This window comes from Bacillus sp. FSL R7-0166 (genome assembly GCF_038008935.1).
In the GTDB taxonomy this organism is placed as follows: domain Bacteria; phylum Bacillota; class Bacilli; order Bacillales; family Bacillaceae; genus Bacillus; species Bacillus altitudinis.
Genome location: NZ_JBBPAC010000001.1, coordinates 3,244,222 through 3,267,084 on the forward strand (window position 1 = coordinate 3,244,222; position 22,863 = coordinate 3,267,084).

Below are 22,863 nucleotides of genomic sequence, written 5' to 3' on the forward strand. Positions count from 1 at the left end.
AACTTTGCATAATAGTCTACTAATCTCTTTATCGACAAAAACAAGTCTCTTTCAAGTCATTTATGCATTAGAAAAAAAGAGGACCTCTCGAAGTCCTCTTTACCTTTATATATGTGACACAATCAGTTCACAAGATCCTTCAATGGTGAAGTTCCCAGTTTCAGCCGGCAGGATAAAATGGGCTCCTTTTGGCAGCGGATATGTATGTCCATTATGCTCTAAGGACCCTTCCCCATTAATAACGCTGCACAGCAAAAACGGATAATCTTGCGATAGCTCTACTTTTTGATCAATTTCCCATTTATACACAGAGAAATATTCTGCTTCTACAAATGTTCTAATGGTCACCCCTGGACGAGTTTCTACTGATTCATCTGCATAACCGTCTACATGAGGAACCGTTGTGACATCAATGGCCTGCGTGAAGTGAAGTTCACGTTCATGGCCATTTTGGTCTTTTCGTTCATAATCATACACCCGATAGGTCGTATCTGAACTTTGCTGCGTTTCGAGAACCAGTGTGCCTTCACATAGTGCATGAATGGTACCGCTTGGCACATAATAAAAATCGCCCGGCTTAATTTTCACTCGCCGCAAAAGGCCTTCCCAATCTCCACTGTTCATCATGGTCACAAGCTCAGTTCTCGTCCTTGCATTATGACCGTAGATCATTTCTGCGCCTTCTTTGCAGTCAATGATATACCAGCACTCTGTTTTCCCAAGCTCACCATTTTCATGTCTTTCCGCATAATCATCATCTGGATGAACTTGAACGGATAAATCTTGGTTTGCATCTAAAATTTTTGTTAAGAGCGGGAAGCGATCGCCTTCTATTCCCCCAAACAATTCTCTGTGATTGTTCCATAGTTCGATCAGCGTTTTCCCTTTATATGGACCGTCTTGCACGACACTTGGTCCGTTTGGATGAGCAGAAATTGCCCAGCATTCTCCCGTTTGATCAGAAGGAATATCATAGCCAAATTGATCCCTTAAGGCTGTACCTCCCCATATTCTCTCCTTCAATTCAGGCAGTAAAAAAATTGGTGACTGCTTCATTCAGGATGACTCCTCCCTTTGCTACCCTTTATAATCCTTGCCTAGCAAGATGAAAACTAGCAAGTCTCAACTTTTATTATGACGCTATCTAAAGAGAAGTCAATCCTTTCAGTACACCGAATGAAAACGATAACAAGAAAATCAATTTACCCTTTGACAGAGCCTGCAAGAAGCCCTTTCACGAAGTATTTTCCGAGTAGAATATAGACCAAAAGTGTTGGCAGCGCAGCCAAGATGGCACCTGCCATTTGAACATTCCATTGCACAATTTGACTGCCTGATAAATTTTGCAGTGCAACCATGACCGGCTGATTCTCTGCCGTGGTCATAGTGACCGCAAATAGAAACTCATTCCACACATTTGTGAATTGCCAAATGGCAACCACGACAAACCCTGTGATGGAAAGCGGCAGAATCATATGTCTGAAGATCCCGATAAATCCGGCACCATCCATCTTCGCTGATTCAATCATTTCATCAGGAATGCTTACATAAAAATTGCGGAACATGAGTGTTGTGATTGGCAGGCCATATACGACATGAACAAGCACAAGTCCCGGAATGGAGTTATACAAGCCGATTTCACGTAAAAATTGAATAAGTGGAATGAGGATACTTTGATATGGAATAAACATACCAAACAACATGAAGGTAAACACCACTTCTGATCCTTTAAAGCGCCATTTAGACAGCACATAGCCATTCATCGCACCTAATACAGCTGACAATAAGGTAGCAGGAATGACTAGATAAAGAGAATTCATTAAATTGGGTGATAACTTTTCAAAAGCGATTTTGTAGCTTGAGAAATCTAGTGTAGATGGGAGCGACCACATTCGCTCAAGGGTCACTTCACCTAATGGCTTTAAGCTTGTGACGAGCATGACATAAACAGGCATGAGAAAAAACAAACTGCACAGTATTAATAAAGCATAAAGAACTGGACGGACAAACCCTCTTGCGGTCATGATGAAGCCCCCTTCCGACTAGACAGGAGATACGGCACGATAAAGACTGCAACAGAAATCAGCATAACGATCGCAATGGCGGCACCACCTGCATAATGGTTTCCTCTAAAGGTCATTTCAAACATATAAACACCTGGCACATCGGTGACAAAGTTTGCACCTGGTCCTGTCATCGAGTAAATCAAATCGAAGATCTTTAAAGAGATATGTGCCATGATAATGACGACACTCGCTGTGATTGGTTTTAACAGCGGGAAAATGATTTTCCAGTAGATTTGCCACTCGGTTGCGCCATCCATTCTAGCAGCCTCTCTCACTTCCTCTGGAATTCCTCTAAGACCAGCCAAATACATCGCAAGTGAAAATCCTGTCATCTGCCATACAGCAGCGATGACAACTGCAATCATTGCTGCCGGTACACCAAACTCAATTTTCCCCCAGACAAATCCAGCTAAAATGTTCGTATCCGTGTACCACTTGGGCTGGATGCCGAGTGTTTTTAAAAACAGATTCACCCCAGTTGATGGATTTAGGATCCATTGCCACACAACACCTGTGACAACAAAGGAAAGGGCCATCGGAAAGAAAAAGAGATTCCGAAAAAGTGATTCCCCCTTTATCTTCTGATCTAGTAAAATGGCCAGCACAAGCCCAGAAGCAATGACTGCTCCAATAAAGAATAATGTAAAAAAGACCGTGTTTCGAAGATCTGACTGAAAGCGAAAATCTTGAAACAGCATGACATAATTTTTCATACCTGCGAAAGAAAAATCAGGAACAAGCGAGGTCCAGTTCGATAATGAAACATATCCTGTCCAGCCAATAAATCCGTAAACAAAAATGAATAATAAAACAGCTGACGGTGCTAAAAATAGCAGGGCAAGCAGCTGGTCTCCATTCCATTTTTTCCGAACACGTTTCACTTTTGCTGCTGGTGTTTTTGTGGTCGGCGATGTGTCCATGCGCATGAAGCTACACTCCTTTTTTAAAAAAGAGGCGGTGCCTAACGGCCGCCTCTTTCATCTTTATTTCATTGAATCTTTTAAAGAAGAAACGAACTGACTGCTGTCTTTTTGTGTCACGAAAATATTGACGGCTTGGTTCGCCTTCGTGACAAAACCTTCTTCAGCAGCTGAGCCATGCGCAAGAGACGGTGCCAGCTTTGACTCTTTAAACGCCTTCATTGCCGATTTTCCGTATTCATCATATTTTGATACGTCTGCATCCACACGAGCCGGTATGGACCCTTTCAGCGGATTAAACGCATCCTGTCCTTCCACAGACCCTAAGACAGATAAGAATTTTTTCACGTTTTCTGGCTGTTTGACACCCTTCGGCAGTCCGAATGTATCCGTAATGACCATAAAGCTGCCCTCCGTACCAGGAGTTGCCACGTATCCAAAGTCTTTATTCACCTTCAAATCTAGATCATTCACAAAATATCCTTTTGCCCAATCGCCCATGACATTCATTGCAGCTTCCCCTTTTGCCACGAGCTGTGAGGCATCCTGCCAGTTACGCGAGCTATGATCGTCGTTGACGTACTCGAGCATACGTCCAAAGATGTCTGCCGCTTCCTTCACTTTTGCATCATCCATTTTTAAGTCGCCCGCCCAAAGTTTTTGATAGTCATCTGCACCTAGTACTCCTAGAAGAACGCTCTCAAACAAATGAGTCGCTGCCCAAGGTTCTTTATCCCCAAGCGCAAGTGGAGTAATCCCTTTTTTCTTTAAGGCATCGGCTGTTTTGAAAAATTCATCAAACGTCGTTGGCGGCTCTAAGCCCTGATCTTCAAATACTTTTTTGTTATACCAAAGCACATTGCCTCTGTGAATATTCACTGGAACGGAATAGATTTTCCCGTCTTTGCTCACAAGGTCAATCAGTGATTCTGGAAATTTATCCTTCCAGCCTTCTTTTTCATATAGATCATCCAGTGGCTCCATTTTGCCTGCGGCTACCCAGCTCTCATTCAGCTCTGCTCCCCCGTGTACTTGGAAAGTAGCTGGCGGATCATCTCCTTGCATCCGGCTTGTTAGAACAGCCTTTGCATTCGTACCAGCGCCACCAGCGACAGCTGCATTTTCAATTGGAATGTCTTTATTTTTCTCTTCAAACAATTGAATGAGTGCCTTCAGCCCGTCTTCCTCACCTGCACCAGTCCACCAAGAGAAAATTTCTAGTTTCTCCGCTCCGCCCTCTTTTTTTGCATCTGAGTTCGTCGATGAACTGCAAGCAGAGACGACCAGCATACAGAGTGCCAATAAAGTAAAGCCTAATTTAAACTTCATCATGGATCCCCCATCTCTATTTTGTAAGCGTTATCAAAATAAGTATACTGGCAGATCCTTGCCTTTTTTCAGGCAAACTTCTTCACTTTTTTATGAAATTCTTCATTTTTTTACGACCTGTTTTCGATATTCCTTCGGTGAACAGCCAATCATTTTTTTAAACACACGACTGACGTAATTTGGATCAGTATATCCAGCTTGATAGGTGATTTCTTTTAAACTAAGCGAACTCTCTTTCAGTAGCTTCTTCATTTTATCCATCCTACAGGTCGTCACATATTCTTTAAACGTCAGACCTGTCTCATCCTTAAAGCGTTTGGTGAAATACGTCGGGCTTAAATCAACATAGGCGGCCGTTTGCTCCAGCGTAATATGTTCGCAAAAATGTGTTTGAATGTATCGTTTCGCCCGTTCTATATCATTCACCGTCTGGGTTCTTGCTTCATACAGATCAAATAAATGTTCACAGCATTGGCGGCATTCTGTTTCTGTGGTGATAGCTAGAATCGGCACATCTGCACGAAGTCGTGATTTGAGTAAAATGAGCAGCTCTTTCACATGAGAAATGGTTGCCCCTTCTAATTGGAAGGCATCATAGTAAGCAAGAGCATCATCTCTTCTCCCTTCTTCTAGTGCCAGCATCATGTCATCGGCAAGCTCAGGCAAGTTGATCAATACGTAAGATTGTCTATCTGTATAGTAAAAGCCATAACGAACAGCGCTGTCATCTTTTTTTCGCTGATAATAGGAAAGCTTCGCTTCTGCTGCACTTTTCTGAAGTTGAAGCGGATTTGAGACAGGATGACCCAAGCCAACGACAGAGGAATGCTGCTCGCTTGTCATAGCAGCGCGAATGGCTTGCAGTACATTCGCCTTTAGATGACCAGATGATTGACGGCTGTAAATCAAGCATGTAAGCAGCTCACCGCTCACTTTGATAGGCACTGCTTGAAAAAGAGCAGACTCCTGCAAATGATTCAGGAGTTGATCCCCACCTGTCCGCTGAACAGCGATCACTAGACCTGCTTGAAAATCCTGAAACAGCCGCTCAAACGCTGTGGAGGGATAAGATTGACCGTTCAACACATGAGCTTCCAGCCATTTCGACTGCTGATTGACTTTCTCAGCCTGCCGCAGGGAGACCTCCTGCTGAATTTCTGCCGCAACAGAACGAATCGCTGTAATGGTTTCGTCTTTATCAGCTGGTTTGACAAGGTATTGTTTGACCCCTTCCTGCATGGCTTGCTTGGCATAATCAAACGTATCGTAGGCTGTCAGCATAATAAATTTAGTATGAGGACAGCTTGCCTTGATCTGTTTGATCGCTGTGAGTCCATCCATGCCTGGCATTTGAATATCCATGAGCACAAGGTCAATTGGCTTAGACCGCGCCAATTCCACCGCCTTTTTTCCATTCGCAGCTTCCCCTGCAATATGACAGTCTGGCAGCCATTCGGTCATGAACTTACGCATCGCCATTCGTTCAATTTTTTCATCATCCACAATCAGCACGTTCAGCATGCTCGTTCCTCCTTGATTGGTATTGTCAATTGAATGGTGGTCCCTTCGTTTGGCTTTGAATCAATTTGAAGGGCATCCTGCACTCCATAAAACAAACGCAGCCTAGACATCACATTTCGAAGACCAATTCCTGTCGAGTGACCTTTACTACGTGTGTCTGGATGATCTTCTTCCTCTTGCGATAGCAATCTCTTTTTCTCTTGATCACTGATGCCAAGTCCATTATCCCGAATCCGAATCATGACAAAGCCATCATCTCGATCAATAGAGAGCTCTACAAGCCCACCCTCCTCTTTTGGTTCTACCCCATGAATAAAGGCATTTTCGACAAGCGGCTGCAATGTAAGGCTCGGAATGTGAACAGATAGACACGACTCATCTATGGTCGTTTTGCATGTAATACGATCGGAAAATCTTGTTTCTTGTATATGAAAATATTCTTTTACCACTTTCACTTCTTGTTCTAACGTAACAGATGCGCTGAGAGGAGATAGCGAATACCGCATCAGCGTAGAAACGGATTGTATCAATCTCGATGTCGCATCAGCTGATTCTAAGTACGCCATACGTGAAACGATGTTTAATGTATTAAATAAAAAATGTGGATTCATTTGGTTTTGTAGTGTTTTCAGCTTCATGTCTTTAATTTGCTGATCTAACGCGGCCTTTTGCTTCATCTCTTCAATCATGACCTTCATCTCTCGCCGCATTCGCTCAAAGGCATGATTTAACACAGAGATTTCGTCCTTTGATGACACATGCAAATTCGGACCATCAAAATTTCCTTCTGATACTTCTTTGGCACTTCGAGACAGATGGACGATCGGTCTTGAAATTCCACCCGCAATGATATAGGCCATCCATAAAGCGATGCCTATCGATAATGTAAACAGACATAGAGTAAAAAGCGCATACGTTTGATGTCTTTTTTGAAGGGATTGGTAGAGTACTTGATACTCAGATAATTCATCATCCAAAAGAGTCATTGTCTGTTCTTGGATATAAGAGGACACGGTTCTTACTTCCTTCACACTTGCAGCATATTCTTTGATTTTCCCTTTTTTGACATGATTCATTGTCGCATCACTTTCGTTTATGAGCGTCCGCATCATATATTGATATTTTTCAATGGAGGGGATGGCGGCATGAAGCCCTGCATCTTTGAGTAATGCTTGGTCATATGATGTCATTTTCTGTTTTGATTCAGCATAGCCCTTGGCAAACGCCTGATCCTTTTCGATGGCAAAGGCGTTGACCTTTTCATACATCGTTTTTGCCTCTGTCGAAATATCATTCAGCAGGAGAAAGGAACGAAAGCTCTTGCTATATTCTGATGTGATTTTTGAACTGCTCCAATACACAAAAAAAGCGGCCACATTACCAAGGAGCACAAGAATTAAAAATGCCAATAATAATTTACTTCGTATTTTTCTCATGGCTGAACCCCCTGTGGTCTTTCCATTTGATGAAGGGGCAGGTCTCCTCGCCGAATCACACTCGTCCCTGTGTACTGCAGCGGTTCTTGTTTATCCCCTTGTTGCAAACGAACAAGAGATTCAACCGCTTGATAGCCCATTTCATAAGGGTGCTGTACAACCACTGCATCAATTTTCCCATCATCCAGCGCTTGAATCGTGTCAGGCAGAGTATCAAATGCGAGTACATAAACATCTTTAGACGAATGATATTGCTCTGTTGCTTGAATAATGCCGACACCGTCTAATGCACTTGTTCCATAAAATGCGGTGAGCTGCGTATGATCATTTAACAATTTATACGCAGCACCGGAAGCACCTGATTTCGTAATCGCCGACTCTTCTATTCCAGCAATATGAATGCGTTTCTCACCAGAAACGGCATCTCGAAACCCCTTCACGCGAAGCTTCTGGTGAATCGCATCAAGCCGTCCCGTCACAATGCCCACATACTGTTCACCTTTTGTATCGGCGATGAGTGCCTGTCCGGCGATAAAGCCAGAATAATAGTTATCTGTTCCGACATACACTTGACGCTTGCTCCCCTCTGCATCGGTATCGACTGTGACGACATCTATACCTTTCTCTCTTGCTTTTTGAAAGAGCGGTTTGTATCTCTTTGCATCAAGTCCTTGCGTCATAATGCCATCCACATGACCAGCAATCGCCATATCAATGGTTTTCAGGTGATCATCCAAATCAGCCTGCTTTGGACCTAGGTATTCAAGATACACCCGATGAACTTCCGCCGCATCAGCAGCTCCCTTTTGCACCAATTGCCAATATTCATTATCAAGTTCCTCCGGTACAAGAACAAAGTGATATTGGTAAGTTGATACTGTCTCATCGGAAGCGCTTTCAATTTTAACTAAATCTTGACCTAATACAGATAAAAAAAGAACAGATACGACACAAAATGTGAGAAATGCGCCCATTCCGAACAACTTCGACCATTTCATTCACATTCCCCTCCTTCCATTGTTGCCGCAAAAAAAAAGAGCTGCTTATAAAAGCATACTCTCTCGACCTCTATAATTCCTTTGTCATAAATAAACTGTTCGGATCTTCTTGGTATGAACCAAAAGGCGGACAATATCGAAATCCAAAGCTTTCATATAATCTTCTTGCTGGTTCAAAGAAAGCAATCGCACCTGTTTCAAGGCTCACTCTTTTATACCCCCGCCGCTTCGCCTCTTGGAGAAGGTGGGTCAACAGATGCTTCGCCACGCCTTTTCGCATATGAGCTGCTACCGTCCTCATCGATTTGAGTTCACCATGTTCACTCGATAGCTCCTTGATGGCTCCGCAGCCAAGAAGCACCTCGCCATCCCTTGCACTCCATACTGTGACATCTTGTTTTTTCAGATCGTCTAACGGAAGGGCATGAATGCTTTCTGGCGGTGAATGTTTTTTCATCTCTTCTAAATGAGCTTGAATCAATTGTTCAATTTGACCATCTTTTAGTTCATCTTGTTGAATGTACATATCGACCTCTCCTTTATGCTCATTTTACGTGAAAAGAAGTGCCTTCCCATCTTTTATGTCAGATAAACGAACAAACAACCGGCAGTCATCCGCCGGTTGTTTATGTGAACTACATGATGGTGGAAGAAAGAACGGCCTGTAATTCTTCTGCTGTACTGCTTTCAAGCTGGCTGCCGACACCTACTGCCACAGCTCCTGCTTCAAGCCACTTTGGCACATCGACTGGATGAATGCCTCCTGTTGGGATGAACTCAATCTCTGGAAACGGGCCTTGCAAATTTTTCATATAGGACAAACCGAAGGAGCCGCTCGGAAAAAGCTTTAACACGCTGTATCCATTTGCTTTTGCCTGCATAATTTCACTCGGGGTCAAAACACCTGGAACGTAAAGTGTATCGTGAAAAGATAGGTGCTCTCCGATGACAGGAAGGTATCCTGGACTGACGATAAATTGAGAGCCGGCTTCAATGGCTGATTGTGCCTGCTCAAGCGTTGTAATCGTTCCGGCTCCGACAATCAAGTCGTGGTCATGCTGGTAAGATGCAATGATCCGCTCTGCATTGGGCGTGGTATATGTCACTTCGATGGCCCGCACCCCTTTTTTCTTTAAACGAGCAATCATCTCTATCCCGTCTGCTTCACTACCTGCTCTGACCACCGCAATGAGTTTACAAGCTGCGAGCTTCTCTTTAACGCTCATACTTGCTGACTTTCCCATACCTCTCATCTCCCTTCATATCGTGTCGCCTTTGATATCGTTTGGCTTCTTTTATAAATGCCTGAAGCTCTTTTCGAGTCGGCAGTCCCTCGTGATCTCCTGGGGACATGACTGCAAGTGCTCCAATGGCATTGCCTCTTGTCACCGATTTTTCATATGATAATCCGTCCAGCAGACCGCTCATCACTCCCACTGCAAATCCATCACCAGCTCCGACTGTATCCACGACATGAGACACATGGAAACCATCCACTACACCTTGGCCGGATGCACTTTTGAAATAGGCTCCTTCCGCTCCCAGTTTAATGACCACAAGCTTGACGCCTTTTTGTAAATAAACATCCGCAATTGCTTCCGGCTCATGACACCCCGTGAGTCTTTGACCTTCTGCAAGCCCTGGGAAAAACCAATCTACTTGAGCAGCCATCTGATTCACCGTATGAATCATGTCTTCTTCCTCTTCCCATAGTTGAAGTCTAAGGTTCGGATCAAAGGAAATGGTTTTTCCTGCTTTCTTCATTTCTTTAAGGGCATGAAAAGAAAACGCTCTCATTTCACTAGACACAGCAGGCGGGATTCCGGTCATATGAAGATGTCCTGCCTGCTGAAAATAAGTGGACGGGAAATCGCTTGCGTTCAATGTGCTCGCAGCAGAGCCTTTTCGGTAGTACGTCACATCAGGGTCTCCATCGATGACTTTTGATTTAAGCAATATCCCTGTTTTGGCCCCATCATTTGAACGGAGCACTGCCTCAGTATCGACCCCTTCTTTTTGAAGCTCTTCTAAAATAAATGTACCAAGTGAGTCCGCCCCGACCTTGCTCATCCAGCCAACGCTAAAGCCTAATCTTGCCAAGCCGACCGCAACATTACTCTCTGCACCAGCAAGTGCTTTTTGAAACGTATGCACTTGGTGAAGCTCGCCAATTTCTTTTGCATAAAACATCGCCATTGATTCCCCAAATGTGATCACATCCAATGCTTTCACTCATTTCTCCCCTTTCTTGGTACCGGTTTCAAAATAGTTGAAAAAGAGAGAGCATGCACGTATGTATACTCTTCTCTGCCTGACGTTTATAAAGATTTTCTCACAATGATTTCTCCATCAAGTTGAATGGTCTGGGGTGCACTCTTATCCCCTTCAAGACGCGTCTTGATTTTTTGCATCGCCGCTCTCCCCATCTCATGAGATGGCTGCGCCACCGTAGTGATGCCTGGCCCGATCAGCTTATACCATTCTGTATCATCAAATCCGGCAATGCCTATCTCCTCAGGTATCTTCACCCCAAGATCGACGAGTTCACTGATGAGCTTCAGCATGAGTAATCCATTGCCTGCTAAAATCGCTTTTTTCTGATGGTTTGATTGTAAAAAACGACAAATCTCATCTCGCATTTGTTCCTTTTGCTTCAAATTGATTTCTGCAATCATAGGTGTCTTATGTTGACTCATGGCCGTCTGTTCATAGGCTTCTTTTCGTTCTTCACGAGGACTAATCCCATCGACCGGCTCAGTAAAGAAAGCGATATGTTCGTAGCCTTTTTCAACCATTTGATGAAGTAGACGAGCCGTGATGTCACGGTTATTCGTTGTGACGGTATCGACCTTGAGCTCAGGTAACTTACGGTCAACAAGAACAATCGGTACACCATTTTGCTTAAAGTCTTGCAAAATGTCATTGTTTTGACCGGTCGTATTGATGATCAGCCCTTCAATATAATGAGCATGCAGCTTCAGTAGCATTTCTCGTTCTTTTTCTGGACGATTATCTGTGTTGCACACCATGATGCTGTATCCATATTCATCACAAATCTCTTCCACACCACGAAGTGTCGCAACAGAGAATGGATTCGTAATATCAGCCACAATAAAACCAATGACCTTGCTCTTTCTTACTTTCAATCCTTGGGCAAGCTGACTCGGACGATAATGGAGCTCCTCAATGGCTTTTTTAATCTTTTTTACCTTTTCAGGAGAAATTTCATTTATTCTGCCATTGATGTATCTGGATACCGTTGATTTTGAGACACCTGCATATGCTGCAACTTCGTTAATGGTGACTTTCGTTTGCTTTTTCTCTTTCATACAAAAAACTCCCAAGATCGATCTTCTCATTTGTTTCGAAACCGATTTCAAATAAACTTAAAAAAAGCATACCACAAGTTGAACTGTACTAGAAGATTTTTTTCATGAACATGAAGAAAAAAAGCTTTTATACAATTAAAGAAAGCGATTTCAAATTAACGGTTGACGCCGCTCTCTTTTTCCTCTAGAATTTTCCTTGAAACCGATACCAAATAAAACAATCATATGTTTCAGATGGAAAGGGAGGCTTATCTCAAATGGAAAATCGTTATGCTGTACATCCTGAGCAGGTCAAGCGTTTTACAACAGAGGAACTTCGTCGTCATTTTCATATTCCGACACTCTTTGTCAGTGGTGAATTGAAGCTATATTATTCGCATGAGGACCGTGTGGTGATTGGCGGTGTTATGCCGACATCAGAACCGATCAAGCTAGATGCCGGCGACTTTTTACGTACAGAATATTTCCTTGAAAGACGGGAAATTGGCATTGTGAATGTCGGCGGCCAAGGTACGGTTACAGTCGATGGTGAGTCATTTGTGCTGGAGCATAAAGATTTCTTATATATTGGACTTGGACACGAACATGTACAGTTTGCTAGTTCATCAGGTGAGCAGGCCAAATTTTATCTTGTGTCAGCCACCGCTCATAGAGCGTATCCGACACAAAAGGCTGCGATCGCTGAATTAACACCGAATCATTTAGGGGAAGCATCCGCCTCGAACGTACGGAATCTGTATCAGGTCATTCATGCAGACGGCATCCAAAGCTGCCAGCTTATGATGGGCATCACTCAGCTTGAAACCAATAACACATGGAACACGATGCCTGCTCATATACATGACCGGCGGATGGAAGTGTACTTATATCTTGATATAGAGGAAGACGCACGTGTCTTTCATTTTATGGGGGAGCCATCTGAAACGAGACATCTCGTTGTAGCAAATGAAGAAGCCGTCATCTCACCTGCCTGGTCCATTCATTCAGGCTCAGGTACCGCAAATTATTCATTTATTTGGGCAATGGCGGGAGAAAACTATACGTTTAAAGATATGGACTTTGTCCCGATGGACCAGCTGAGGTAATGAAATGACGACGACATCATATGTAGCGTCCCTCTTTTCCCTCGAAGGCAAAACAGCTCTTGTCACAGGTCCTGGAACTGGTATTGGGCAAGGTATTGCCGTAGCGCTTGCCCGTTCAGGTGCAGATATCATCGGCACCTACCACCATACGCCGCTTGATGAAACAAAAGAACTTGTCGAACAGACCGGCAGATCATTTCATGCGATTCAAGTAGACTTTTCAGATCCTAAGTCCGCAAAGCGGGATGTTGATGCCCTTTTAAAGCAGCATTCAATTGATATTTTGATCAATAATGCTGGGACCATTAAAAGAGAAGAGGCCGCTCAATATTCAGAGGAAAACTGGCATACTGTGATGGATGTGAATATCAACAGTCTCTTTTTCCTCACGCAAAAGGTCGGACAGCAGATGCTGAATAAAGGGCAAGGGAAAATCGTCAATATCGCTTCCCTTCTATCATTTCAAGGCGGTGTCTTTGTTCCCGCTTATACAGCAAGTAAGCATGCTGTCGCAGGTTTGACGAAAGCTTTTGCAAATGAATGGGCAAGTCAGCATATTCAGGTCAATGCGATCGCGCCTGGTTATATTGCAACCAATAACACGCAAGCCATTCGTGACGATGCGAACCGGAATGAAGAAATTCTGAAACGAATCCCCGCTGGACGCTGGGGACGGCCTGAAGATCTAGCAGGTGCCGCCGTCTTTCTCAGCTCCCCTGCCTCTGATTATATGAACGGTCATATTTTAGCCGTAGATGGCGGCTGGCTGGCGAGATAAACATGTGAAGAGAATTCCTATTTTAGGGGATTCTCTTTTTTCTATTTGCATAATTCTTCTCCTTCCGAGTCACTCTATAAAAAAAGACATGAGGGTGAGGTATTATGAAAAGTCGTATTGAACAAGATATAGAGTCCGTCATTCAGCGTGTCAAAAGCTTTGCCGGCAAAAGTGATGATATCGTGTTCCACTCTTTTTCATTTGGTCCTTCCGCTGTCTCTGCATGTCTCGTGTACGTTGAAGGACTCACAGAATTTGAGATGCTTTCCAAACAAATCATTTCACCTATGCAAAAGGAACTGACCATCACCGAGGTCGACCACACCACACTTTCTTCCCTTTCTAAAACGTTCTTTGGCATTCAAAATGATGTGCTGGAAGATATGAACCTTGCCATCGAGCAGTTATACAGCGGCAGGGCTATTTTATTTGTGGATAGGGCCACTCAAGCGCTTGCGCTCCATACGAATCTTTTTCAATTTAGAGAAGTAGAGGAGCCGCAATCAGAAGTCCTTGTTAGAGGACCAAGGATTGGATTCATTGAGAATCTTGAAAAAAACACGGCATTGCTTCGTGAACGGGCAAACGATCCGAATCTTGTCATTCAAAAGGTGAACATAGGAACTCGTAACAAGAAATCTGCTGCTCTTGTGTATGTTCGTGATATCGCAGACCCCAAACTAGTAGATGATGTATTCTCTCGTATGAAGCAAATCAAAATGGATGATATTCCTGAGTCCGGCTATATTGAACAGTTGATTGAAGACAGTCATGTCTCTATTTTTCCACAGATTCAAAATACAGAACGTCCTGATCGGGTGATTGCCTCTGTGCTAGAAGGAAAGGTGTCTATTTTGCTCGATGGGACGCCCTTTGCCCTCATTATGCCGATGACTCTCACTGCCTTGATGCAATCACCGGAGGATTATTATCAAAGATGGACAAGTGCGACTCTTTTGCGTTTGCTCCGTTATATTGCCGTGCTTTTGACGATCTTTTTACCGGGACTCTATATCGCCCTTGTTTCCTATCATCCTGGTTTATTACCAACACGAATGGCACTGACCATCGCAGGCAGCCGGCAAAATGTGCCCTTTCCTCCTGTAGTGGAAGCCATTTTGATGTCGTTTACGATTGAACTGCTGCGGGAAGCTGGACTTCGTCTTCCTAGGGCGATTGGGCAGACGATTGGACTGATTGGCGGCGTCATTATTGGACAGGCGGCTGTCCAAGCCAATATCGTCAGTGCCTTAATGGTCATTATTGTGTCTCTGACGGCACTAGCCGATTTCACTGCTCCATCATATGATTTCAGCTTTCCCTTACGCATCCTGCGGTTTATGGCGATCTTCAGTTCAGCCATGTTTGGATTATACGGCCTCATCATGTGTTATTTATTTGTACTTTGTCACTTGATGCAGCTCAAGACCTTTGGTTTTGACTATTTCACACCTGTTTTGTCTTCACCGTTTTCAGATTTAAAAGATACGTACGTTCGTTTACCAATAGGGCTATTTAAATCGAGACCGAAAACAGCCAAGACAAAAAATCTCAAAAGACAAGGAGATTAAACGATGTACAGAGCTGAGAAGCTATCATTGTTACAAGTCACCATTCTGTGCAGTTCTACAATGATAGGCGCTGGAATTTTAACCATTCCACGCAGTTCTGCCAATTCAGGATTCCCTGATGGCTGGATCATTGTATTGATACAGGGAGTCATCTTTGCTTTCGTTGCTTTTTTGCTAGGTTGGATTGCGGAGAAAAATGCACCGGATACCATTTTTGAATCGAATACAAAAGGAGCCGGTGCCTTCTTTGGCACGATTTTTAACCTAATGCTGATCGGTTATTTACTAGCCATTGTTGGTTTTGAGGCGCGTGTACTGGGGGAAGTGGTTCAATTTTTCCTGCTGCAATCGACCCCGATGACCGTGATTGTGATGATTTTTTTACTGGTGGCCACCTATCATTTAAAAAGCGGAATTTTTCCAGTAGTAAAAATGGTGACATACATTTATCCAATGACCATGATCATTTACATTGGGCTCATGCTGTTTAGTTTGAAAATATTTGATTTTGATTATTTACGCCCGGTAATGGCTCACGGGTTTAAAGATTTTAGTAATTTGTTCTCTCAAACATTTATTCAATTTACAGGCTTTGAAGTCATTTTGTTTGTCGTACCGCTTGTCTATAAAGACAAATGGTCAAAAGCGAAATGGGCCGCAGCGATCGGGGTAGGGATCACCACACTTATTTACTCCCTCACGCTCTTTATTGTGATTGGTTCCATGACAGTTGGAGAAACGAAATCACTCACCTGGCCCACTGTCTCACTCATTCAAGCGCTAGAACTAGAAGGGGTCTTCATTGAACGCTTTGATATTTTCTTACTGACGATCTGGACGTGCCAGCAGTTTATTTGTATGCTTGGCTTTTTCCAATTTGCTATTAAAGGCTGTCAAACGGTGTTTAAGACAACCAATTTAACGAGACTGCTATGGTTACTGTTTTTGCTGACCTCAGCTCTCTCTCTTTTTCCGAGAAATATCAATGAAGTCTTTTACTACTCGACTTTACTCGGCTATGCATTATTCGCTGTTTTAGCGATTCCTTTTATAACAGCTATTCTGCTCATGATACGTAAAAAATGGGGAGGTCGATCTGCATGAAAGGACGGCGTTTATGGCTCATCTTTTTGTCTTGCTGTCTTTTGCTTTTATCGACAGGTTGCTGGGACTTAAAAGATATTGAGAAATTATCGTTTGTGCGCGGTGTTGGCATTGACGAGGAAGATGATAACGGAGTCAAACTCACCTATCAAAACCTTGTCCCTAAAATGGGCGGAACACAAGAAGCAGACTCCCCTGGCTATGTGAATGTCGTCTCAAAGGGGAAAAATGTACTGGAAGCAGTCAGCAATGTCGCTTTGAAGGACCCGCCGATTTACAGTGATCACCTCAAAATCTTTTTGTTTGGCAAAGATCAAGCTGAACATCATGATATTCAAGGGACACTCAACCACTTTATACGAGATGATGAGGTTCGAAGAAGCAGCTACCTCTTAGTGTCACGCCATGAGGCATCAAAAGTCATCAATCAAAAATTAAAATCACAACAAAAGGTTCCAGTCGAGCATATTTTTGAAACATCAAAAAACCGGAGCTTTAACGGGAAGATTTTACTGCCAACACGTATTGGCCGAGCGTCGGATTACTTTCAGATGGGTACAAGCTTTCTTGTCCAAAGTGTGGATGTCGTAAACGGAGAACTCACCTATGATGGTGCAGGCATTATCCATGGGAAAACGCGAAAGCTGATAGGATTCATACCAGCAAAAGATGTCCAATCTTTAAACTGGGTCATGAATCGCATCTCAGGCGGAGTCGTACCTGCCACCTACAAAGGCTTTCCGATTACGTATGAAATCAAGAAAGCAAAGTCCAAGATTGAACCCTATCTGAAGAACGGAAAGATCTCCTTTAAAATTAGTGTACAAACAAACGGGAAACTATCAGAAGATCAATATCCCCCTGAAAACTCATACGATGAGCAATACATCAAACGATTTGAGCGCATTTTTGAACGCAAAATCAAAGAGCGCATTCAAAAAGCTGTCAATCACATGCAAAAAGATGTGGGTGTTGACCCGATTTTTTTAAACCGGCAGGTGCGCATCAAGTATCCAGACTTTTGGGATCAGCACCGCAACGAATGGGATACACTATTTCAAGAAGTAGACATTGCATATGACGTAAAAGTGAGCATTTTGAACTTTGGTGCAGAAGGCGCAACGAAAAACTTTAAATGGTAGCACAAAAGGCGGATGACCGCCTTAGATGGTTGACAAAGGGCTAAAATGAACTTTGCTTTAGCCCTTTGTCTTCTTTTCAGCGTGATAGAAAACCTTTGCAGTCTAGGAAGGACGAGTACCGGAGCAGAGCGAATGAAGGATTCGCGAGCACTGGCGCAGAGGACTGACAAAGAATGCGAGGGTTTGCCTACACGCTGAGGCGGATTACCCGGAGGGGGAACCGCCTTTTTTACGTGCAACGATCAAAAGCTGATAGAGCGTCACTTGATCAGATAATGCTTTTGTTTGAAAGCCAAGTGACTCTCCTACTCTCGCCACTTCGTCAAAAAACAATTGAACGTTTTGATCAATTGGCACATTGATGGGCTGTTCAATCACGCGATGAAACAAATGGTCTGGAAAGAGCGCCCGCATTGTATTTGGTGTGAAAAATCTCATATGTGTTCGATCTAAAATCCCCACATCTTGATACGTAAAATCACCTGCCATTAAAGGCAGCAGTACTTCCGCATGCATCATATTAGGTAAGCAGCAAATGATCACGCCACCTGGTTTTAAAGACGCATGCGCTTGAGCAATCATCTGCCATGGATCTGACACATGCTCTAACACATCAGAAAAGATCACAGCATCAAAAAAAGCTTCTTTCTCTGACCAAGGATACGCCTCCGCTTTTGTCTCAATCACTTCTTTGTAATACGCCTTTGCCATCTCTGCTTTTAATGCATCCGCCTCTACTCCGTACATGTCAACGGACTGCCGGTTGATCAGTTCAAGCCCTGTCGCCCCAGCACCGCAGCCAACATCCAGCACACATACGGCATCCTCAGGGAGCAGTGCTGCAAAATATGGATGGGGGGAGATCAGGTTTAAATCAATACCCCATTTATCTAAAAATCGAAGCCTGTTCTCCGCAAACAATGTAGAGATATTCGTTTCTTCATTGGCATTGAATGTGGCATGACCGTGATGATGTACAAATGAATCATGGACGATTTGCAGCTGGTATCCCTTCAGCAAAGAACGCAGACAAAGGTCATCATCCTCAAATGATCCATATACAAACCGCTCATCAAATAACCCTACATCCTCGATCAGCTCTCTTTTGACCAGCAAACAAAAACCAACAAGTCTATGCACATATGTTCTTTGACCTTTTCTCGAAGCCGTATATGCCTTTGCAAAGGCAGGAAGCTCCTTCACATCTGTGTAAGATGGCTGAACGAGCTGAGGACCACTTACATAATTGGAGACAGGCCCTACCATGCCAATACGCTCTGATGCAAAAAGGGCTTCTCTTAAAGGCAAAAGCCAGTTTTCGGTCACAATCGTGTCGTTATTTAAAAAAAGAATACTATCTCCTGTTGCCTTTTTCGCCCCTTGGTTACAGCCCTTGGCAAAGCCTTGATTCTTCTCGTTGTCAATCAACACGACATCTTCCAGTTGTCTCACATATTCCTTTGTTCCGTCTGATGAAGCATTATCCACGATAATGAGTTCATATTCATCACGCCGAGTATGCTTCTTGATACTGTCGATACATTTTTTCGTTAGGTGCAGTTCATTGTACGTCAGCATCACAATGCTCGTTTTTCCTTTCATCTCATTTCCACCTTTCGCCCGCCTGTTCCATATGTATGTCATAGGCAGCACGTTCAGAAGATGAGTGATTGTCCTTTCTTGATTAAACGTTTGTTTAACAAAGGAAGACCAGCGGCCTCATGCAGCTGGTCTTTTTTCATACCGTTTCCCCTTCGTCATTCACGACGGCACGGTTTCTCTTTTTTAAATCTTCTTCAATCTCTTCAAGACTTTTCCCTTTCGTTTCTGTGACTAAATATTTCACAAATAAGAAGGCACCTATGCCGATGGCTGCATAAATAAGGAAAAGGTTACTGATGCCAATTGCACTTAACAAGGCTGGGAATGTGAGCGAGATGATCAAATTCCCTGTATGCAGTAGGAAGGTCGATACCCCCGTACCGATTCCCCGGACATGTACTGGGAACAGCTCCGGCAGCATCACCCATACGACCGGGCCCCAGCTGACAGCAAAAATGACGATGAAAAGTCCTAAACATATAATCGTCGTCCACCCTGCAGCTGTTGATCCCTCGAAAAAACGATTGACCACTGCTAGAACTATCAAACTAAGAACCATCCCTACATTTCCAAATAGGAGTAACGCTTTCCGCCCGACACGATCAATGATTTTAATCGCAACAAACGTCATGACAACATTGACTGCACCAATTCCTACAGTTCCTAAAATGGCTGCTGAATCGCCAAAGCCGACACTTGTGAATGTTTTTGGTGCATAATAAATGATCGTATTTGTCCCAATAAACTGCTGTAAAAAGGCTAAACCGACACCAGCAATTAAAGCCGGGCGCACCCATGGTTCGAGTAATTCCTTAAGACCGCCCTTTTCTTCACTTTCTGCTTTTTGAATATCCGCAATTTCGTCTTCAACTTCTTGCTTGCTTTGTCTAAGTTTGGACAATATTTCTTTCGCCCGGTCCGCCTGTCCTTGGACAAACAGCCAGCGAGGACTTTCTGGCATAAACAAAATACCACATAACAAGAGCACAGAAGGAACAACGGCAATTCCAAGCATCAGACGCCATGCCTCTGCATCTGCTAAAACGTAGTTCACAATATAGGCAAGAAGAATACCAAATGTGATCATGAGTTGGTTTAATGAGGAAAGTGCCCCTCTTGATTCCTTTGGCGCAAGTTCAGATAAATACAATGGAACAATCGTCGTCGAGCATCCGACAGCAAGTCCTAGCACGATTCGAAATAAGACCATGACCTCCGTATTCGGTGCAAGGGCTGTTCCAAATCCGCCGATAATAAATAAAATGGCTGCGGCGATTATCGCTTTTTTCCGTCCGAATTGATCTGTCAGTTTTCCAGAAAGAGAAGACCCGAGCATCGCCCCGATTAAAATCGAGCTGACCACAAGTCCCTCTGTAAATGCATTTAAACCTAAATCCTCTTTCATAAATAAGATAGCGCCAGAAATGACACCTGTATCGTAACCATATAAGGCGCCGCCAAGTGCGCCGAAGAAATAAAGCCACCCATTCCGATTTTTCATGATCATAACCCCTCTTTTATCTATGTAATGACTGGATGTTTCTCTATGAAAAATCATTTTCCTCACTTCCTGTCATTTCAAACATTTCGATGTTTTATGACAAATATATTTCATTTGCGTATCATTGAAACTTTTTTAGATAAGGAAACGTCAATTAAGCGTTAGTGAAAAAAATGTCGCACTATATCCCGTTTTAAGGTATATTTGTTTTAGTTTGTAAGCATGAAGAAGGACATCTTTACTATAAAATCATAGCGAGGGTTTAAAATATATGGATCAAACAAGAAGTAAACGCAAAGGCAAAAAGCGTTTAAAACCATGGGTGAAAGTCACTCTTTTTATTTTTGGTATTCTTTTACTGACAACCGCTTCTGTCACCGGCTATGCCTACTATAAAGTGACATCGGCTGCAAAAAAAGCACAAGTCTCTCTAGACCGCGGTGCACAATCTGTCAAACGGATTGAAGCATTTGATCCTGGGAAAGACAGCTTTTCTGTCTTGCTGCTTGGCATTGACAGCAGACCAGGCGAAACCGTCAAACAAGCACGAAGCGATGCAATGGTATTAGCGACAGTAAATCGTACGAATAAAACCGTGAAATTATTAAGTATTCCAAGGGACTCATATGTTAATATTCCAGGTCATGGTTATGACAAAATTACACATGCACACGCATTTGGTGATGCAGACCTCACGGTGAGTACAGTTGAGAATTTACTAGATATCCCTGTCGACTTTGTAATTGAAAGTAATTTCAAAGCGTTTAAGGAAATTGTGAACGAATTAAACGGTGTTTCCGTTAACATTAAAGATGAATATGTTGTGAAACAGATTCTTAAAGATACAAAGGGCAAAGTTCAGCTGCAAACGGGCACTCACACACTAGATGGTAATCAAGCTCTCGCTTATGTGAGAACAAGAAAAGCAGACAGTGATCTCATGCGTGGACAGCGTCAAATGGAAGTATTAAAAGCCATTTTCGATAAATCAAAATCAGTAACATCTATTCCGTCTTATGACAATATCATAGATACTCTAGGCGATAACGTCTCAACTAACCTGTCAATGAAAGAACTAGTCGGTCTTTTCCCACTACTCACTTCATTGAAATCTGTTGATACGATTCAACTAAAAGGATCTGATTACCAGCCAAATGGCGTTTATTATTACCAATTGGATCAAAACCAACTGAACGAAGTCAAAACGGAATTGAAGAAACAGCTTGAATTATCATAAACACAGAAAGCGTCCTTTTGGGCGCTTTTTATGTGTTGAAAAAGGTGTTTGCCCTTTTTCTTCTTTTCAGCGTGATAGAAAACCTTTGCAGTCTAGGAAGAACGAGCACCGGAGCAGAGCGAATTTGATATTCGTGAGCACCGGAGCGCAGGACTGACAAAGAATGCGAGGGTTTGTCTACACGCTAAAAGCGTCCTTTTGGGCGCTTTTTCTTATATCCTTGATCAATTGACCATTTTTGTTTAGCCTTAAAGAGAGGAATCCACGACCCGACTCTTTCATGAGAATGAAGGAAATCGTACATACTTTGAAGAGGCTATTGCATGAATGAAGGAGGATATAACAGCAATGAAAAAAATGATTGCGATTGATTTAGACGGTACACTCTTAAATACGAAAAGTGAAATATCCGCTCAAAACCGGCAGGCATTGATTCGTGCGAAGGAAGCTGGATATATTGTGACCATTTGTACAGGGCGCGCGACTTTTGATGTAAAAGAGCTTCTCGAGGATTTGGATATTCCCATCATTGCGGCAAACGGAGGAACTGTCCATACAGAAGGGTACAAGCTCTTCAGCAGAATCACCCTTGATCAAGAAGCTGGTAGACGTGCTGCAAAGGAATTAGTGGAACGGAACATTTATTTCGAGGTCTATACAGACGATGCCCTCCTTTCCCCATTTGATGGAAAAGATAAGCTCAAAGCTGAATTTGATATGATCAAAAGCGCCAATCCTAACGAGGATGTAGCTGATTTATGGGAAGGGGCGATGACTCAATTTAAACAGTTTGGCATCAAACCTGTCGATGACATCCGTCAAATTTTTGAGTCGAATGAACCAACTTATAAATTACTATGCTTCTCATTTGATATGAATAAGCTGCAAGAAGCACGAGATCTTCTTTCTAAGATGCCTGAGCTCTCATTGACCTCATCTGGAGAACATATCATTGAGGTATTGCCAAAAGAGTCAGGCAAAGGACATGCCCTCAAGAAACTTGCAGCCCATTATGGCGTAGACCGATCCAATATTTATGCGATCGGTGATAGCCCTAATGATCTATCCATGTTCGATGAAGCAGGACACAGGATAGCGATGGGGAATGCGGTGGATGTCATTAAAGAAAAAAGCACCTATATCACAAAAGGCAACCATGAAGATGGCGTCGCCTATTTTATTGATCTGCTTTTGCAGAATCAATTTCAAGAAAAAAAGACGCTTGTCTGATCAGCGCCTAGTGA

General features: G+C 43.1%; 20 protein-coding genes. 7 read left to right on the forward strand and 13 right to left on the reverse strand.

All coding sequences use genetic code 11. From position 1 onward, the window contains the following. Window positions 1-105: 105 nt before the first annotated feature. From manA to NST01_RS16915, 11 genes are all read right to left on the reverse strand, one after another. Entirely contained in the window at window positions 106-1,056 is a 951-nt protein-coding gene (manA, locus tag NST01_RS16865) for a mannose-6-phosphate isomerase, class I (RefSeq protein WP_041507862.1), read from the reverse strand. Between the two features lie 146 nt (window positions 1,057-1,202). After that, window positions 1,203-2,024 carry a carbohydrate ABC transporter permease gene (locus NST01_RS16870; RefSeq protein WP_008343219.1) on the reverse strand — a complete coding sequence of 274 codons (822 nt, stop codon included), beginning with the start codon at window positions 2,022-2,024 and terminating at the stop codon, window positions 1,203-1,205. After that, window positions 2,021-2,992: a carbohydrate ABC transporter permease gene (locus NST01_RS16875; protein ID WP_017359986.1), complete on the reverse strand. Its 972-nt coding sequence runs from the start codon at window positions 2,990-2,992 to the stop codon at window positions 2,021-2,023. The genes NST01_RS16870 and NST01_RS16875 overlap by 4 nt, the downstream gene beginning before the upstream one ends. 57 nt (window positions 2,993-3,049) lie before the next feature. Next, entirely contained in the window at window positions 3,050-4,318 is a 1,269-nt protein-coding gene (locus tag NST01_RS16880) for an ABC transporter substrate-binding protein (RefSeq protein WP_035389707.1), read from the reverse strand. Window positions 4,319-4,417: 99 nt separating this feature from the next. Then, on the reverse strand, window positions 4,418-5,836 hold the full coding sequence (locus tag NST01_RS16885; RefSeq protein WP_046526690.1) for a response regulator transcription factor: 1,419 nt from the start codon (window positions 5,834-5,836) through the stop codon (window positions 4,418-4,420). Next, a complete protein-coding gene (locus tag NST01_RS16890) occupies window positions 5,830-7,272 on the reverse strand; it encodes a sensor histidine kinase (RefSeq protein ID WP_008343224.1) in 1,443 nt (480 codons plus the stop codon). Before NST01_RS16890 ends, NST01_RS16885 begins: the two co-directional genes overlap by 7 nt. Then, on the reverse strand, window positions 7,269-8,270 hold the full coding sequence (locus tag NST01_RS16895) for a sugar-binding protein (RefSeq protein WP_249476700.1): 1,002 nt from the start codon (window positions 8,268-8,270) through the stop codon (window positions 7,269-7,271). The genes NST01_RS16890 and NST01_RS16895 overlap by 4 nt, the downstream gene beginning before the upstream one ends. Window positions 8,271-8,340: 70 nt before the next feature. Next, the gene (locus NST01_RS16900) at window positions 8,341-8,796 is read right to left on the reverse strand and encodes a GNAT family N-acetyltransferase (protein WP_171465844.1); all 456 of its coding nucleotides are present in this window, start codon (window positions 8,794-8,796) and stop codon (window positions 8,341-8,343) included. Between the two features lie 109 nt (window positions 8,797-8,905). Then, a complete protein-coding gene (locus NST01_RS16905; protein ID WP_079919215.1) occupies window positions 8,906-9,514 on the reverse strand; it encodes a bifunctional 4-hydroxy-2-oxoglutarate aldolase/2-dehydro-3-deoxy-phosphogluconate aldolase in 609 nt (202 codons plus the stop codon). Further along, window positions 9,486-10,502: a sugar kinase gene (locus tag NST01_RS16910; RefSeq protein WP_326114916.1), complete on the reverse strand. Its 1,017-nt coding sequence runs from the start codon at window positions 10,500-10,502 to the stop codon at window positions 9,486-9,488. Before NST01_RS16910 ends, NST01_RS16905 begins: the two co-directional genes overlap by 29 nt. Window positions 10,503-10,588: 86 nt before the next feature. After that, window positions 10,589-11,599: a LacI family DNA-binding transcriptional regulator gene (locus tag NST01_RS16915; protein WP_249476698.1), complete on the reverse strand. Its 1,011-nt coding sequence runs from the start codon at window positions 11,597-11,599 to the stop codon at window positions 10,589-10,591. Window positions 11,600-11,856: 257 nt separating this feature from the next. Here NST01_RS16915 and kduI point away from each other — a divergent pair, with 257 nt between their 5' ends. The 5 genes from kduI (at window position 11,857) to NST01_RS16940 (ending at window position 17,279) form a co-directional block, all read left to right on the forward strand. Continuing rightward, window positions 11,857-12,684: a 5-dehydro-4-deoxy-D-glucuronate isomerase gene (gene kduI / locus NST01_RS16920; protein WP_017368169.1), complete on the forward strand. Its 828-nt coding sequence runs from the start codon at window positions 11,857-11,859 to the stop codon at window positions 12,682-12,684. Window positions 12,685-12,688: 4 nt separating this feature from the next. After that, window positions 12,689-13,462: a 2-dehydro-3-deoxy-D-gluconate 5-dehydrogenase KduD gene (gene kduD / locus NST01_RS16925; protein WP_041091449.1), complete on the forward strand. Its 774-nt coding sequence runs from the start codon at window positions 12,689-12,691 to the stop codon at window positions 13,460-13,462. Between the two features lie 104 nt (window positions 13,463-13,566). Further along, complete coding sequence (locus NST01_RS16930; protein ID WP_007499884.1) at window positions 13,567-15,033, forward strand: spore germination protein; 1,467 nt, start codon at window positions 13,567-13,569, stop codon at window positions 15,031-15,033. Between the two features lie 3 nt (window positions 15,034-15,036). Further along, window positions 15,037-16,137 carry a GerAB/ArcD/ProY family transporter gene (locus tag NST01_RS16935; RefSeq protein WP_017368171.1) on the forward strand — a complete coding sequence of 367 codons (1,101 nt, stop codon included), beginning with the start codon at window positions 15,037-15,039 and terminating at the stop codon, window positions 16,135-16,137. Continuing rightward, a complete protein-coding gene (locus NST01_RS16940) occupies window positions 16,134-17,279 on the forward strand; it encodes a Ger(x)C family spore germination protein (protein WP_025208098.1) in 1,146 nt (381 codons plus the stop codon). Before NST01_RS16935 ends, NST01_RS16940 begins: the two co-directional genes overlap by 4 nt. 204 nt (window positions 17,280-17,483) lie before the next feature. On the opposite strand, the gene NST01_RS16945 is transcribed toward NST01_RS16940, so the two are convergent. Further along, a complete protein-coding gene (locus NST01_RS16945; protein ID WP_048003427.1) occupies window positions 17,484-18,881 on the reverse strand; it encodes a bifunctional glycosyltransferase family 2 protein/class I SAM-dependent methyltransferase in 1,398 nt (465 codons plus the stop codon). A gap of 136 nt (window positions 18,882-19,017) precedes the next feature. Continuing rightward, entirely contained in the window at window positions 19,018-20,382 is a 1,365-nt protein-coding gene (locus tag NST01_RS16950; protein ID WP_100218329.1) for a sugar porter family MFS transporter, read from the reverse strand. A gap of 271 nt (window positions 20,383-20,653) precedes the next feature. Here NST01_RS16950 and NST01_RS16955 point away from each other — a divergent pair, with 271 nt between their 5' ends. Further along, window positions 20,654-21,619: an LCP family protein gene (locus tag NST01_RS16955; RefSeq protein WP_017360001.1), complete on the forward strand. Its 966-nt coding sequence runs from the start codon at window positions 20,654-20,656 to the stop codon at window positions 21,617-21,619. Window positions 21,620-21,967: 348 nt separating this feature from the next. Further along, on the forward strand, window positions 21,968-22,849 hold the full coding sequence (locus tag NST01_RS16960) for a Cof-type HAD-IIB family hydrolase (protein WP_181362752.1): 882 nt from the start codon (window positions 21,968-21,970) through the stop codon (window positions 22,847-22,849). The last annotated feature ends 14 nt before the right edge of the window (window positions 22,850-22,863 follow it).

What these genes read in the sequence shown, in the direction of transcription:
- NST01_RS16945 (WP_048003427.1), bottom strand. Translation starts at nt 18,881, where the DNA reads ATGAAAGGAAAAACGAGCATTGTGATGCTGACGTACAATGAACTGCAC.
- NST01_RS16915 (WP_249476698.1), bottom strand. Translation starts at nt 11,599, where the DNA reads ATGAAAGAGAAAAAGCAAACGAAAGTCACCATTAACGAAGTTGCAGCA.
- NST01_RS16940 (WP_025208098.1), top strand. Translation starts at nt 16,134, where the DNA reads ATGAAAGGACGGCGTTTATGGCTCATCTTTTTGTCTTGCTGTCTTTTG.
- NST01_RS16870 (WP_008343219.1), bottom strand. Translation starts at nt 2,024, where the DNA reads ATGACCGCAAGAGGGTTTGTCCGTCCAGTTCTTTATGCTTTATTAATA.
- NST01_RS16895 (WP_249476700.1), bottom strand. Translation starts at nt 8,270, where the DNA reads ATGAAATGGTCGAAGTTGTTCGGAATGGGCGCATTTCTCACATTTTGT.
- NST01_RS16935 (WP_017368171.1), top strand. Translation starts at nt 15,037, where the DNA reads ATGTACAGAGCTGAGAAGCTATCATTGTTACAAGTCACCATTCTGTGC.
- NST01_RS16930 (WP_007499884.1), top strand. Translation starts at nt 13,567, where the DNA reads ATGAAAAGTCGTATTGAACAAGATATAGAGTCCGTCATTCAGCGTGTC.
- NST01_RS16960 (WP_181362752.1), top strand. Translation starts at nt 21,968, where the DNA reads ATGAAAAAAATGATTGCGATTGATTTAGACGGTACACTCTTAAATACG.
- NST01_RS16890 (WP_008343224.1), bottom strand. Translation starts at nt 7,272, where the DNA reads ATGAGAAAAATACGAAGTAAATTATTATTGGCATTTTTAATTCTTGTG.
- NST01_RS16955 (WP_017360001.1), top strand. Translation starts at nt 20,654, where the DNA reads ATGGATCAAACAAGAAGTAAACGCAAAGGCAAAAAGCGTTTAAAACCA.
- NST01_RS16875 (WP_017359986.1), bottom strand. Translation starts at nt 2,992, where the DNA reads ATGCGCATGGACACATCGCCGACCACAAAAACACCAGCAGCAAAAGTG.
- NST01_RS16900 (WP_171465844.1), bottom strand. Translation starts at nt 8,796, where the DNA reads ATGTACATTCAACAAGATGAACTAAAAGATGGTCAAATTGAACAATTG.
- kduD (WP_041091449.1), top strand. Translation starts at nt 12,689, where the DNA reads ATGACGACGACATCATATGTAGCGTCCCTCTTTTCCCTCGAAGGCAAA.
- NST01_RS16905 (WP_079919215.1), bottom strand. Translation starts at nt 9,514, where the DNA reads ATGGGAAAGTCAGCAAGTATGAGCGTTAAAGAGAAGCTCGCAGCTTGT.
- NST01_RS16885 (WP_046526690.1), bottom strand. Translation starts at nt 5,836, where the DNA reads ATGCTGAACGTGCTGATTGTGGATGATGAAAAAATTGAACGAATGGCG.
- NST01_RS16950 (WP_100218329.1), bottom strand. Translation starts at nt 20,382, where the DNA reads ATGAAAAATCGGAATGGGTGGCTTTATTTCTTCGGCGCACTTGGCGGC.
- NST01_RS16880 (WP_035389707.1), bottom strand. Translation starts at nt 4,318, where the DNA reads ATGATGAAGTTTAAATTAGGCTTTACTTTATTGGCACTCTGTATGCTG.
- manA (WP_041507862.1), bottom strand. Translation starts at nt 1,056, where the DNA reads ATGAAGCAGTCACCAATTTTTTTACTGCCTGAATTGAAGGAGAGAATA.
- kduI (WP_017368169.1), top strand. Translation starts at nt 11,857, where the DNA reads ATGGAAAATCGTTATGCTGTACATCCTGAGCAGGTCAAGCGTTTTACA.